Raw genomic sequence first — 14,468 nt, 5'->3', positions numbered from 1 at the left:
CATCATCAGCGAAACCGTAGCCGGTGGTGCACAGCTGAAACTGGCTGATGTGTTGAATATCGGTCAAGCGGCTCCGGTGAAAATTGATGGCGATAAAGGCGAAGTCAGCGGCTTGAGCAATACGACTTTGGGCGGCAACGATTTTGCCCAAGGCAAACGTGCGGCAACTGAAGAGCAGCTGAATGCAGCCCAAGATCAGTTGGTGAATGTATTGGGTGGCAATGCGGCCAATAATGGCGGCAACATCAGCATGACTGATATTGGTGGTACGGGTGAGAACAACATCCACGATGCAATCAAAGCCGTAAATGCAACTGCCAATCTGCCTTTGACTTTCGGCGGCGACAGCGGCAAAGACGTTGAACGCAAACCGGGTACGAAGCTGAATATTGTTGGCGGTCAAACCGATGCAGCCAAACTTTCAGACGGCAATATCGGCGTTGTAGCGAATGGCTCTGATAAGTTGGAAGTCAAATTGGCTAAAGACTTGGCAGTTGACAGCGTGAAAGCCGGCGATACCACCGTCAATACTGACGGCGTGAAAGTTGGCGATGTCAACCTGACTAAAGCCGGCTTGAACAACGGCGGCAACAAGATTACCAACGTTGCAGCCGGTACCGATGATACTGATGCAGTGAATGTTGCTCAGTTGAACAAAGCTGCGGCTGCGGCTAAGACCGAAGTCGTTCAAGGCGATAACATTGTTGTTACTCAGGATGTCGGCGCCAATGGCCAAACCATTTATAAAGTGGCTACCGATAAAAACCTGAAAGTCGACAGCGTTACCGCAGGCGATACCGTGATGAATAATGACGGTGTGAAAGTCGGCGATGATGTTGCATTGAACAAAGACGGCTTGAAAGCAGGTGATGTGAACCTGACCAAAGCTGGCTTGAACAATGGCGGCAACAAGATTACCAACGTTGCGGCCGGTACGGATGACACCGATGCAGTCAATGTTTCTCAACTGAAACAAGCTGCCGCTGCGTCTAAAACTGAAGTCGTTCAAGGTAAGAACATCGTTGTGACTGAAAAAACAGGCGACAAAGGTCAGACTGTTTATGAAGTTGCTACCGATAAAGACTTGGACGTTGACAGCGTGAAAGCCGGTGATACCACTGTCAACAATGATGGCGTGAAAGTTGGTGATGATGTTGCATTGAACAAAGACGGCTTGAAAGCAGGCAAGGTAAACCTGACTAAAGATGGCTTGGACAATGCGGGTAACAAAGTAACCAACGTAGCCGATGGCGACATCAACGCCAACAGCAAAGATGCTGTCAACGGCAGCCAGTTGTACGCAACCAACCAAAACGTAGCCAACAACGCTGCGACTATCGCCAAAGGCATCAACTTCGGCGGTACCACCGGCAGCAACAACTACGCATTGGGCGACACCATCAATGTTAAAGGCGACAGCAACATCATCAGCGAAACCGTTGCCGGTGGCGCTCAACTGAAGTTGGCTGACGAGATTAGCGTGAAGACAGTGAATGCCGATACCTTTAAAGCAGGCGATACTGTGATGAATAACGACGGCGTGAAAGTCGGCGATAAAGTTGCGTTGAACAAAGACGGTCTGACCGCAGGCAATACCGTAGTCAACAACGATGGCGTAACCATCGCTGCACCGACTGAAAACAATCCGAACAACCAAGTCAAACTGTCTCCTGTCGGTCTGAATAACGGCGGCCAACGCATTACCAACGTGGCTCCGGGTAAAGACGGTACAGATGCGGCAAACGTGAACCAGTTGATTGGTTTGGGTACCGAGTTGCAGAACAACATCAACCAAGTAGGTAAGAAAGCCTACGCGGGTGTAGCCGGTGCGATTGCCCAAGGTTCGATTCCGCAAGTAACCCGTCCGGGTGCGACCGGTATCGGTGTCGGCAGCGGCTACTACGGTGGTCAGTCTGCCATGGCCATCGGCGTGTCTGCGATGAGCGATGGCGGCAACTGGATTGTCAAAGGCAACTTCTCGGCCAATACCGACGGTCATGTCGGTATCGGTGCCGGTGCGCTGTATCAGTGGTAAGTTGGCAATGACAGGCAACTAGATTTGCTGCCTGAATAGGGAGGCCGTCTGAAATTTTAGGTTTCAGACGGCCTTTTTTTCTGAAAACACTTGAATTTAGGCTATCTGAAACGATATGCTTCATCTATTTACCGCATGACTCTGAAAGAGAACAAATGAGCAAAACCATCCATTATTTGAAAGACTACGCCGCGCCAGCGTACCGTATTCTGAAAACCGACCTGCATTTCGATATTTTAGAACCGCAAACCATCGTCAAATCCAGTCTGACCGTTCAACCTGAAAGAGCAGGGGAGCCATTGGTATTAGATGGTTCGGCAAAACTGCTGTCTGTGAAAGTAAACGGCCGGGCCGTAGATTATGTGTTGGAAGACGAAAAACTGACGATTGCCGGCGTGCCGTCTGAAAACTTCACCTTGGAAGTGGAAACTGAAATTTTGCCTGCTGAGAACAAATCTCTGATGGGTCTGTATGCCTCCGGCGGCAATCTGTTTACTCAATGCGAACCGGAAGGTTTCCGCAAAATTACGTTCTACATCGACCGTCCGGATGTCATGTCTAAATTTACCACCACCATCGTTGCAGACAAAACACGCTATCCGGTGTTGCTGTCTAACGGCAATAAAATCGATGGCGGAGAGTTTTCAGACGGCCGTCATTGGGTGAAATGGGAAGACCCGTTTGCCAAACCGAGCTATCTCTTTGCTTTGGTGGCAGGTGATTTGGCAGTAACGGAAGATTATTTTACGACCATGAGCGGCCGTAAGGTCAAAATCGAGTTCTACACCACGGAGACAGACAAACCTAAAGTCGGGTTTGCAGTGGAATCGTTGAAAAATGCGATGAAATGGGACGAAACACGCTTCGGTTTGGAATACGACTTGGATATTTTCATGGTCGTTGCGGTGGGCGATTTCAATATGGGCGCGATGGAAAACAAAGGTTTGAATATTTTCAATACCAAGTTCGTGCTGGCCAATAGCCGTACCGCGACCGATACCGATTTTGAAGGCATCGAATCTGTTGTCGGCCACGAATATTTCCACAACTGGACGGGCAACCGCGTGACCTGCCGTGATTGGTTCCAATTGTCGCTGAAAGAAGGTTTGACCGTATTCCGTGATCAAGAGTTTTCCGGCGACCGAGCCAGCCGCGTGGTGCGCCGTATCGATAATGTCCGCATGCTGCGCTTGTTCCAATTCCCTGAAGATGCGGGCCCGACTGCGCATCCTGTCCGCCCGGCCAGCTATGAGGAGATGAACAACTTCTACACCATGACCGTCTATGAAAAAGGTGCGGAAGTAGTGCGCATGTATCACACCTTGCTCGGGGAAGAGGGCTTCCAAAAAGGCATGAAGTTGTATTTCCAACGCCACGACGGTCAGGCAGTGACTTGTGATGATTTCCGTGCTGCAATGGCAGACGCAAACGGCATCAATCTTGATCAGTTTGCTTTGTGGTACAGCCAAGCCGGTACGCCGGTTTTAGATGCTCAAGGCCGTCTGAAAGATGGAGCGTTTGAATTGACCATCAAACAAACCATTCCGGCCACGCCCGATATGGCGGACAAGCAGCCGATGATGATTCCGGTCAAAACTGGTTTGCTGAACGAAAAAGGCGAAGCGGTTGAGTTTGAATATCAAGGCAAACGTGTGAAAGAGGTGGTTTTGGTATTGACTGAAGCCGAGCAGACTTTTGTGTTAGGCGGCGTCAATGAGCCGGTTATCCCGTCTTTGCTGCGTGATTTCTCTGCACCGGTTACCCTGAACTATCCATACAGCGAGCAAGAATTGGCCACTTTGCTGGCGGCAGATGAAAATGAGTTTGCCCGTTGGGAGGCTGCTCAAACCCTGTATCATCGTGCCATTAACGCCAACCGTCAGGCATTGGCGGAAGGCCGTCCTTTGCCGGAACACAAAGCATTGATGGACGCTTTGGCTTTGGTGGTTTCCGGTGACTTTGATCCGGCATTCCGTGCCATTTTGCTGCAAATGCCGTCTGAAACCGATGTATGGGCGGAAGAAGAAAATATTGACCCGATTCAGGTTCATCAGGCGCGAGAAGCCTTGCTCAATGCCGTTGCCGTTAAGTTCCTACCTCAATGGCGTGAGCTGAACCGTCAAGCTGCCGAGCAAGAAAATCAAGCCGATGTCGCTGTTCGTTATGAATACAGCCCGGAATTGTCCGGCTGGCGTACTTTGCGTAATGCTTGCAGGGCATTTGTCCTTCGTGCTGACGTTGCGCATATCGAACATGTTGCGGAAAATTACGAAGCAATGGCGCAAAACATGACCCATGAATGGGGTATCTTATCCGCAATTAACAGCAATGAAAGCGAAATCCGCGATCGCTTGTTGACGCAATTTGCCGATAAATTCGCCGATGATGCTTTGGTAATGGACAAATACTTTGCCCTGATTGCTTCAAGCCGCCGCAAAGATACTTTACAGCAAGTTCAGACGGCCTTGAACCATCCTAAATTCAGCATTGAAAACCCGAATAAGGCCCGTTCTTTGTTGATCAGCTTCAGCCGCAATATTCCGCATTTCCATGCAGAAGACGGCAGCGGCTACCGCTTTGTAGCCGATAAAGTGATGGAAATCGACCGCTTTAATCCGCAAGTTGCCGCCCGACTGGTGCAGGCTTTCAACATCTGCAACAAATTGGAAGCCAACCGAAAAGCCGTCATGACCAAAGAATTGCAACGCATTAATGCACAAGAAGATTTGTCCAAAGATGTGGGCGAGATTGTCGGTAAGATTCTGAATGAAAAATAAAGCTTGTCTGTTGACCTTATTGTAATTTGGCAATAAGGATAGATAGACTAAAGGCCGTCTGAAACCGATTGGTTTCAGACGGCCTTTTATATATCAACGCTTAAACTAATTTTCGTTGAGAGTAGGGAATAAGAATAAAAAAGAGCCTGCATAAAACAGGCTCTTTTTTATACTAATCCGAAGATTAGAATTTGTGACGCAGGCCAACCAAACCAGAGATGGTTTCAACTTTGTGAGGGCCAGACTCAGCACCACGCAACCAGCCGGCAGAAACCAGAGCAGTAGTGCGTTTAGAGAAGTCGTAGTCAGCACCAACGATAACTTGGTCGTATTGAGTGCCTTTCAGTTTTTTACCGTCAACTTTAGCTTTGAAGCCGTGAGCGTAAGAAACGCGAGGAGTTACGTTACCGGCGCGGTAAGCGGCAGTAGCAGCAACTTCGATAGTTTCAGTAGGACGGCTATCCAAGGCAGCAGCAGTACCAAATACTACGTTAGAAGCGTTAGTAGTGGCAGAATTTACAACGCCGTTAGATTGGGCTTCGGCGTAGTCACCCAAAGTTTCCCAGTTTTTAGCGTATTGGCCGGCTACAGACACGAACAGGTTGTTAGCATCGTAACCACCTACCAAGCGGTGTACGTGACCGTCTTTTTCAGAAACGGCGTTTTTACGGAAACCACCAGCGTATTGACCGAAGAAACCAGAGTTTTCGTAGTTCAGGCCAGCGTAGTAAGTGTCACGGGTAGCGTCGTTGTGAGTGTATTTGTCAGAAGGGTTAGCGTTGTCGCGTGGAGTGTATTGTACACTTGCGCTAAAGCCTGAGAATACAGGGCTGTCGTAACGTACAGATACTGCACGCTCGTCAACACGAGTGAATACAGACATGTTCAAAGCGCCGTTGCTGCTTTCCCATTGGTCAACATTGTCGCTAGAGTCTTTAACAGTAGAGTTCAATTTGCCGGCACGGATTTTACCGAAGCCGCCTTCCAAACCGATGAAAGATTCGCGAGAAGCCCACTCTTTGTCACCACCGGCGATAGAAGTGTTTTGTTCAACTTGCCAGATAGCATTCAGGTTGTTACCCAAGTGTTCGTGGCCTTTGAAGCCGATGCGTGAACCGAAGTCAGCGATTTCAGTAGCAGTTTTAGAGCTTTTCTCGTGACCCAGTTTAGCAGCAGTTTGTTCACCCAATTTTACTTTGGATACTTCAACGCCGGCTTTAATTTGACCGTACAGAGTTACGTCAGCCATAGCTGCAACAGGCAGAGCCGCCAGGGTCAGGGCAATCAGAGATTTTTTCATTGCTGTTTTCCTTTTTTAAGTGTGAAGAAGCGAGCATTCGTTCTTCTTATTACGACATCGTTCTGTTTCAACGATTCCATGACCATAATATAAAGGTTATGGCTTAAGAAAACAAATTTTCCTCTCGTTTTAGGCGTATTTTGTTGGGAAACGTTGTTTTTTGCAGACAGAGTAGGTATAGGAAATGGTTGTTTATTTCGTAATATGTTTTTTTAAAAGGAAATTTTAGGAGAATCATGAAAGACAGTTTATAGAGGTTGGCGAGTAAATGTTGTTTATATTGTTTTCAGACGGCCTTGTTGAGTGTGATTTATAGTGTATTGGGTTTTAAAATTATAAAAAACCTGCCTGAGTGATCAGGCAGGTTTCATTTGCTTGAAAGACAGATTAGTTTTTGTCTTGGTCAACCAGTTTGTTTTTGGCAATCCAAGGCATCATGGAACGCAGTTGCGCGCCGACTTTTTCGATTTGGTGGTCGGCAGTCAGGCGACGGCGGGCAGTCATGCTGGCGTAGTTGGTCGCGCCTTCTTGGATGAACATTTTGGCATATTCGCCGCTTTGAATACGGTACAGCGCTTTTTTCATCGCTGCTTTGGTTGCAGGAGTCACTACTTCAGGACCGGTAACGTATTCACCGTATTCGGCATTGTTGGAAATGGAGTAGTTCATGTTGGCAATACCGCCTTCGTACATCAGGTCAACGATCAGTTTCAGCTCGTGCAGACATTCGAAGTAGGCCATTTCTGGAGCGTAACCGGCTTCAACCAAAGTTTCAAAGCCGCATTTCACCAATTCAACTGCGCCACCGCACAATACGGCTTGTTCGCCGAACAGGTCGGTTTCGGTTTCTTCGCGGAAGTTGGTTTCGATTACGCCGCCTTTAGTGCCGCCATTGGCTGCTGCGTAAGACAGGGCGATGTCTTTGGCTTTGCCGCTTTTATCTTGGTAAACGGCGATCAGGGAAGGTACGCCGCCGCCTTTCAGGAATTCGCTGCGTACGGTGTGGCCTGGGCCTTTAGGGGCGATCATGATAACGTCGAGGTCGGCGCGAGGTACGATTTGGTTGTAGTGTACGTTGAAGCCGTGAGCGAACGCCAATACTGCGCCTTCTTTCAAGTTAGGATCGATTTCGTTTTTGTATACGATAGGTTGGTTTTCGTCAGGCAACAGAATCATTACAACGTCGGCTGCTTTAGTTGCTTCAGCAACAGTGCGCACGTCGTGGCCGGCTGCTTCGGCTTTTTTCCAAGAGCCGCCTTGGCGCAGACCGATTACGACATTTACGCCGGAATCTTTCAGGTTTGCTGCGTGTGCGTGACCTTGTGAACCGTAGCCGATGATGGCAACGGTTTTGCCTTTGATCAGAGAAAGGTCAGCGTCTTTATCGTAATAAACTTGCATTTTATTTCCTTAGTGTAAGAGGGTTCCGGATAATCCGGGTTGAGTTAAAAGTAATAGGGGATTAGGCAGGGACTTGGTTCATCAAGACGATTTCCAATGCTTCGGTTTTTCCTTCGATGGATTTGACGAAGTTTTGGAAATGTTCGCTGGCATTGTGTTCGTCAATAGCTGCTTGGGATTTCCAGCTTTCTACGAATACGAAACGGTTGGGTTTGCCGATTTCTTGGTGCAGGTCGTAGCTGATGTTGCCTTCTTCTGCACGGCTGGCTTTGACCAATTCTTTAAACTGGGCAGCCAGAGCCTCGGTGTATTCGGGTTTGACGGTAACTAATGCAACGATTTGGATGCTTGACATATTTGTCTCCTACTGTTTTTCAGACGGCCTTTGTGGAAAGTAAAAGGCCGTCTGAACGATACAGCGTTAAATTTTCAAAATACGCTCGCCACGGCCGATACCGGCCGCGCCTGTGCGTACGGTTTCCAAAATTTGGGCGCGTCCGACTGTTTCGAGGAAAGAGTCAAGTTTTTCAGTAGAACCTGTGATTTCGATGGTGTAGCTGCGGTCTGTTACATCGATAACGCTGCCACGGTAGATTTCGGTCAATCGCAGGAATTCGTCGCGGTCTTTACCGACGGCGCGGACTTTTACCAACATCAGCTCGCGTTCGACAAAACGGCTTTCGTTCAAATCGACCACTTTGATAACTTCAATCAGTTTGTTGAGTTGTTTGGTGATTTGCTCGATAACGTGTTCGTCGCCATGGGTAACGATGGTCATGCGAGACAAGGTTTTGTCTTCGGTTGGTGCAACAGCCAGGGAGTCGATGTTGTAATCGCGTGCGGAGAACAAACCTACCACACGGCTCATCGCACCTGATTCGTTTTCCATCAGAATAGATAAGATATGTCGCATTTTTCTCTCCTTACGCTGACAATGTTTCGCGCATATGCGGCGGCAGAACCATCTCGTCCAAGCCTTTGCCGTTGCCGACCATAGGCAGTACGTTTTGTTTCTTGTCGGTCAAGAAATCGAGGAATACCAGACGGTCTTTTTGGTTTAATGCTTCCAGCAACGCGCCTTCTACATCGGATTTCTTGTCCACACGGATGCCGATATGGCCGTAGGCTTCAGCCAGTTTGACAAAATCAGGCAATGAGTCGAAATAGGTTTCTGATTCACGGTTGCCGTAATAAAGTTCTTGCCATTGGCGAACCATGCCGAGGTAGCCGTTGTTCAAGGTAACGATGTTAACCGGAACGCGGTATTGGAAGCAGGTGGACAGCTCTTGGATGTTCATCTGAATCGAGCCTTCGCCGGTGATACAGAATACATCTTGATCAGGAGCGGCCAGTTTTGCGCCGATGGCATATGGTAAGCCGACGCCCATTGTGCCTAAACCGCCGGAATTGAGCCATTGGCGAGGACGCTCGAATGGGTAATATTGGGCGGTAAACATTTGGTGTTGACCAACGTCGGAAGTAATAATGGCAGAATTATTGGTGATTTCGGCCAGTTTTTGAATGACGTATTGCGGTTTGATGATTTCGCTTTCATTATCAAACCACAGGCAGTTGCGCGAACGCCATTCTTCAATGCTTTTCCACCATTTATCCAATGAATCGGCTGCAGGTGCAGATTCTTGCTTACCCCACAATTGAATCATTTCGGACAATACGTTTTTCACGTCGCCGACAATCGGGATATCCACTTTGACGCGTTTGGCAATGCTGGACGGGTCAACGTCGATATGAATAATTTTTTTGGCTTTTTCAAAGAATTTGGACGGTACGGAAATCACGCGGTCATCGAAGCGCGCACCGATTGCCAGTACAACGTCTGCATTCTGCATGGCGAGGTTGGCTTCGTAAGTGCCGTGCATACCCAGCATGCCTAAGAATTGGCGGTCGCTGGAAGGGTATGCACCCAAGCCCATCAATGTGCCGGTACAAGGAGCGCCGATCATGCGGACGAATTTGGTCATTTCCTCAGAGGCATTGCCCAAAACTACGCCACCGCCGAAGTAAACAATAGGGCGTTTGGCGGAAGCCAGCATTTGTACGGCTTTTTTGATTTGACCGATGTGGCCTTGTACAACCGGTTGGTAAGAGCGGATGAAAATGTCTTCTTGCGGATAGCTGAATTTAGCCATTGCTTGGGTGACATCTTTAGGAACATCGACAACAACGGGACCCGGACGGCCGCTTGCGGCGATTTGGAAAGCTTTTTTGATGGTATCTGCCAACTCAGCAATATTGGTCACCAAGAAATTGTGTTTGACACAAGGGCGGGTAATGCCGACTGTATCCACTTCTTGGAATGCGTCTGTCCCGATAAGGGAGTTGCCCACCTGGCCGCTGATAACTACCAACGGAATGGAGTCGCTGTAAGCGGTGGCGATGCCGGTCAGCGCATTGGTCACGCCTGGGCCGGAAGTTACCAAGGCAACGCCGACTTTGCCGCTGACACGGGCATAGGCATCTGCCGCATGTACGGCTGCCTGCTCGTGGCGAACCAGGATATGCTTGAATTTATTGAGTTGGAAAAGGGCATCGTAGATTTCGATAACCGCGCCGCCCGGATAGCCGAATACATACTCGACACCTTCGGCTTTGAGACTTTGCACGATGATTTGTGCGCCAGATAATTGCATATTGACCTCTTTTATATGGTTTCAAACCAATAGGAACAATCCGCCTCACCACAGCACCTGTAATGCAATTCCACCAAGCAGCGATTTAGGGTACGCGCACTGGGGGAATACGATGACAGTCAGACTATCCAAGCAATTGGGAAGAAACACAGAGTTTGTGAAAAAGAGTAGAAACGATAACGCAATCCGACTGTACAAGCAAGACAAAATCTTTCATCTTTTAACGTTTAAGGAGTGAAAATAGATTATCGTTTGATTTTAAAGAAATAAAAAAACAGTTTTATTGAGTTTGATGTGGGGAGATTGTTGACAGTTTGAGTAAGGAGAAGGTTTTGCAAATGATAAATAGCAAAAAACCTCTTGATTAAATCAAGAGGTTTTTTTTAATTTGGTGCCCAGGGTCGGACTCGAACCGACACACCTTGCGGCGGGGGATTTTGAGTCCCCTGCGTCTACCAATTTCGCCACCTGGGCTAGCGAAGAAGTCGTCATTATAGCGAGTTCTCGAATCTTGTAAAGCAGTAATTGAAAAAAAATTGGATTATTTTTATATTTGTTTGATTTTTAATGAATTAAACTTTTTGCGTTTGATGGCTATCTAAATGGAAGGCAGATTTTTAAAACAAAAAAAGCAGTATTTATCTGCAAAAAGGGCTACATTTAATGTGTCAAACGCGTTAATATGAAGATGTTTTGTTTTTATATCGGCCAGGCGGTTGTTTGGCTTCACTTAATTTGAAACGGTTTTGGAGAAAATTTATGCTTTCCGTTACACGAACTTTCTTACTCAGTGCTTTTGCGTTGGCTGCTCTGGCTGCTTGTCAGCCTAAAGAGGAGGCCAAAGAGGCTTCTTCGACACCTGCCGCTTCTGCTGCGCCTGCTGCTTCCGGTGAGTCTGCACCCAAAGTGCAAGCGCGCGGTACCGATATGCGCAAAGAAGACATTGGTGGTGATTTTACATTGACCGATGGCGACGGCAAACCTTTCAGCTTGAGCGACTTGAAAGGCAAAGTGGTTATCCTGTCTTTCGGTTATACCCACTGTCCTGACGTATGCCCGACCGAGTTGCTGACTTACAGCGATACTTTGAAACAATTGGGCGATCAGGCTAAAGACGTGAAAGTAGTATTTGTCAGCATCGACCCTGAGCGCGATACGCCTGAAGTAATCGGCAAATACGCTAAACAGTTCAATCCTGATTTTATCGGCCTGACGGCTACCGGCGATCAAAGCCTGCCAGTCATCAAACAGCAATACCGTGTGGTATCGGCTAAAGTAAACCAAAAAGAAGACAGCGAAAACTATTTGGTCGACCACTCTTCAGGTGCATATTTGATTGATAAAAACGGCGAAGTGGCGATTTTCTCGCCTTATGGCAGCGAGCCGGAAACGATTGCGGCTGATGTGAAAACTTTATTATAAAAACGTAGTTGAGGCCGTCTGAAATGGGTTGTGGATTTCAGACGGCCTTCTTGCTTTATGATACGGCAAAGGAGAATAAAAAAATGACCGACACACTTTTAACGATTGCTTTATCCAAGGGGCGAATTTTTGAGGAAACCCTGCCGCTGTTGGCCGCCGCCGGTATTGTGCCTGCAGAAGAGCCGGAAAAATCGCGCAAGCTTATTATTGGCACCAATCATGACAACATCCGTTTGGTGATTGTACGCGCAACCGACGTGCCGACTTATGTGCAGTATGGTGCGGCGGATTTTGGTATTGCCGGTAAGGACGTGCTGATTGAGCATGGCGGGGATGGCCTGTATCAACCTTTGGATTTGCACATCGCCTCATGCCGCATGATGGTTGCGGTGAAAAAAGGTTTCGATTACGCCGCGGCTTCCAAACCCGGCAGCCGCTTGCGGATTGCCACCAAATATCCCGACATTGCCGCCGAACACTTTGCCGACAAGGGTGTGCATGTGGACATCATCAAACTGTACGGCTCGATGGAGCTTGCGCCTTTGGTCGGTTTGAGCGACGCGATTGTCGATTTGGTTTCCAGTGGCAATACATTGAAGGCCAATGGTCTGGAAGCTGTGGAACATGTGGCTGATATTTCCAGTCGCTTGGTGGTCAATAAAGCGGCGTTGAAAACCAAATATGCGCTGCTAAATCCGATTATTCAGGCATTTGAAAATGCCGCTAAGGCCGTCTGAAAAATTTTTGGTAAAACCTGTTTGCCAACTCAGTTTGAAAGCCCCGTCATGATGCAAAGCAAACCGACACTCGATACGATTCTTTCCCATCGTTCCATCCGCAGGTTTACTTCCGAACCGATTGCCGATGAAATCCTCAATACGCTGGTTCGCGCCGGACAACAGGCTTCGACCTCCAACAACCTGCAATGCGTTTCCATCATCCGCGTAACTGACCTTGCGCTGAGGCAGGGAATACATGAAGCGGCAGGAAGCGCACCTTATATTGTCCATTGTGCGGAATTTTTACTATTTTGCATCGATTTCTCCAAACACAAGACGATGTTTCCCGATGCGCAAATTGATTGGGCGGAAATAACCCTGATTGGCGCGGTCGATGCAGGCATTATGGCGCAAAACGTATTGCTTGCCGCCGAATCGCTTGGATTGGGCGGCGTGTATATCGGCGCGTTGCGCAATAATGCGCAAAAAGTATCGGATGTGTTGAACCTGCCGGATTATTGCGTGCCTTTGGTGGGATTGTGCCTCGGTTATCCCGACCAAGACACGCCGCTCAAACCGCGCCTGCCTAAGGAAATGATCTATGCCGAAAACGCCTGTCCGAGCCTGAATGCTGAGGCGGTTGAAGCTTATAATCAGGCAGTGGCGGATTATTATGAGTTACGCAAGGGTAGTCCGATACCTTGGAAGGAATCGCTGGCCAAAACTTTGGGCAATCCTGTGCGGCCGCATATGTTGGCGTTTTTGCAGAAAAAAGGTTTTTTGAAAAGATAATATTCAGACGGCCTTTGAGTGAATGAGGCCGTCTGAAAACAATAGGAACGAAACAAGGAAGAGAGCAAACCATGAAAAAACTCAACACCCAATCCCCTGACTTTCAAGCCGAACTCAAAGCGTTACTCGCTTTTGAAACCGCGCAAAATCCTGAAATCGACCGTATTGTTGCCGACATCTGCGCCGATGTTCAAAAACGCGGCGATGCGGCGCTGATTGAATACACCAACCGCTTTGACGGTACCTCCGCTCAAACCATCGACGATTTAATCCTGACGCAAGACGATTTGCAGTCTGCGTTTGAGCGTTTGCCCGAAAACATTCAGACGGCCTTGAAAACGGCCGCGCGACGGGTGGAAAGCTATCATAAACACCAAAAAATGGAGTCGTGGACTTACGAAGACGAGGACGGCACGCTTTTGGGTCAGCAGATTACGCCGCTTGACCGTGTCGGTATTTATGTTCCGGGCGGTAAAGCCGCTTATCCGAGTTCCGTCATTATGAACGCTATGCCTGCCCACGTTGCCGGCGTGAAAGAAATCATCATGGTCGTTCCCACTCCGAAAGGCGAGCGCAACGATATCGTACTGGCGGCTGCTTTTGTGGCCGGTGTAACCAAAGTGTTTACGGTCGGCGGCGCGCAGGCGGTTGCAGCTTTGGCTTATGGTACGGAATCTGTGCCTCAGGTCGATAAGATTACCGGCCCGGGCAATGCTTTTGTCGCCGCGGCCAAACGACGCGTGTTCGGCGTGGTCGGTATTGATATGGTGGCAGGGCCGTCTGAAATTTTGGTGATTGCCGATGGCACGACGCCTGCCGATTGGGTGGCCATGGATTTGTTCAGTCAGGCGGAACACGATGAAATTGCACAAGCAATTTTGATTGGTACTTCTCAAGCGTATTTGGACGAAGTTCAGACGGCCATGAATCGCCTGATTGAAACCATGCCGCGCCGTGCGATTATTGAAGCTTCATTGGGCAACCGCGGCGCAATGATTTTGGCTAAAGACTTGGATGAAGCCTGCGAAATCGCCAACTATATTTCTCCTGAACACTTGGAGCTGTCGGTCGAAAATCCGCAAGAGTGGGCGAAAAAAATCCGCCATGCCGGTGCGATTTTCATGGGACGTTATACCAGTGAAAGCCTTGGTGACTATTGCGCAGGCCCCAACCACGTTTTACCGACCAGCCGTACGGCGCGTTTCTCTTCTCCTTTGGGAACATATGATTTCCAAAAACGCTCCAGTCTGATTCAGGTTTCAGAACAAGGTGCGCAGAAATTGGGCAAAACCGCCAGCGTGTTGGCGCATGGCGAAAGCTTGACCGCGCACGCCAGAGCGGCTGAGTTCCGTTTGAAAGACTGAGTGAAAC

At 48.6% G+C, this 14,468-nt stretch carries 11 protein-coding genes and 1 tRNA gene; 6 read left to right on the top strand and 6 right to left on the bottom strand.

Annotated elements, in window-relative coordinates:
- On the top strand, window positions 1-2,035 hold a 2,035-nt coding region (locus tag HMPREF2700_RS09365), incomplete at its 5' end, for a YadA family autotransporter adhesin (protein ID WP_210389893.1).
- Window positions 2,036-2,190: 155 nt separating this feature from the next.
- Window positions 2,191-4,812 carry an aminopeptidase N gene (gene pepN, locus HMPREF2700_RS09360; RefSeq protein WP_070591714.1) on the top strand — a complete coding sequence of 874 codons (2,622 nt, stop codon included), beginning with the start codon at window positions 2,191-2,193 and terminating at the stop codon, window positions 4,810-4,812.
- A 184-nt stretch (window positions 4,813-4,996) separates the two neighbouring features.
- Here the strand turns inward: pepN and porB are convergent, their stop codons facing one another.
- The 6 genes from porB to HMPREF2700_RS09330 form a co-directional block, all read right to left on the bottom strand.
- Window positions 4,997-6,112, bottom strand: a complete 1,116-nt coding sequence (gene porB / locus HMPREF2700_RS09355) for a trimeric porin PorB (protein ID WP_070591713.1) — start codon at window positions 6,110-6,112, stop codon at window positions 4,997-4,999.
- Between the two features lie 387 nt (window positions 6,113-6,499).
- Window positions 6,500-7,513: a ketol-acid reductoisomerase gene (gene ilvC, locus HMPREF2700_RS09350; protein ID WP_070591712.1), complete on the bottom strand. Its 1,014-nt coding sequence runs from the start codon at window positions 7,511-7,513 to the stop codon at window positions 6,500-6,502.
- Window positions 7,514-7,574: 61 nt separating this feature from the next.
- On the bottom strand, window positions 7,575-7,868 hold the full coding sequence (locus HMPREF2700_RS09345; RefSeq protein WP_070583491.1) for a putative quinol monooxygenase: 294 nt from the start codon (window positions 7,866-7,868) through the stop codon (window positions 7,575-7,577).
- 66 nt (window positions 7,869-7,934) lie between these two features.
- Entirely contained in the window at window positions 7,935-8,426 is a 492-nt protein-coding gene (gene ilvN / locus HMPREF2700_RS09340) for an acetolactate synthase small subunit (protein WP_003685820.1), read from the bottom strand.
- Window positions 8,427-8,436: 10 nt separating this feature from the next.
- On the bottom strand, window positions 8,437-10,164 hold the full coding sequence (gene ilvB / locus HMPREF2700_RS09335) for a biosynthetic-type acetolactate synthase large subunit (protein WP_070591710.1): 1,728 nt from the start codon (window positions 10,162-10,164) through the stop codon (window positions 8,437-8,439).
- A gap of 389 nt (window positions 10,165-10,553) precedes the next feature.
- Window positions 10,554-10,638, bottom strand: a tRNA-Leu gene (locus HMPREF2700_RS09330).
- Between the two features lie 285 nt (window positions 10,639-10,923).
- Here HMPREF2700_RS09330 and HMPREF2700_RS09325 point away from each other — a divergent pair.
- The 4 genes from HMPREF2700_RS09325 to hisD all read left to right on the top strand — a co-directional run bounded on the left by HMPREF2700_RS09325 (window position 10,924) and on the right by hisD (window position 14,461).
- The gene (locus tag HMPREF2700_RS09325) at window positions 10,924-11,586 is read left to right on the top strand and encodes an SCO family protein (RefSeq protein ID WP_003680035.1); all 663 of its coding nucleotides are present in this window, start codon (window positions 10,924-10,926) and stop codon (window positions 11,584-11,586) included.
- An 83-nt stretch (window positions 11,587-11,669) separates the two neighbouring features.
- Window positions 11,670-12,323, top strand: coding sequence for an ATP phosphoribosyltransferase (hisG, locus tag HMPREF2700_RS09320; RefSeq protein WP_036473098.1), 654 nt, complete (start codon window positions 11,670-11,672; stop codon window positions 12,321-12,323).
- 48 nt (window positions 12,324-12,371) lie between these two features.
- Window positions 12,372-13,097, top strand: coding sequence for an oxygen-insensitive NADPH nitroreductase (gene nfsA / locus HMPREF2700_RS09315; protein WP_070591709.1), 726 nt, complete (start codon window positions 12,372-12,374; stop codon window positions 13,095-13,097).
- A 71-nt stretch (window positions 13,098-13,168) separates the two neighbouring features.
- On the top strand, window positions 13,169-14,461 hold the full coding sequence (gene hisD / locus HMPREF2700_RS09310) for a histidinol dehydrogenase (RefSeq protein WP_070591707.1): 1,293 nt from the start codon (window positions 13,169-13,171) through the stop codon (window positions 14,459-14,461).
- Window positions 14,462-14,468 lie beyond the last annotated feature (7 nt).

Origin of the sequence: Neisseria sp. HMSC068C04, assembly GCF_001810105.1 — a bacterium.
Lineage (GTDB): Bacteria > Pseudomonadota > Gammaproteobacteria > Burkholderiales > Neisseriaceae > Neisseria > Neisseria flavescens_B.
Note: the sequence above shows the minus strand (reverse complement) of the source record. Positions and strands in the feature narration are given on the sequence as shown.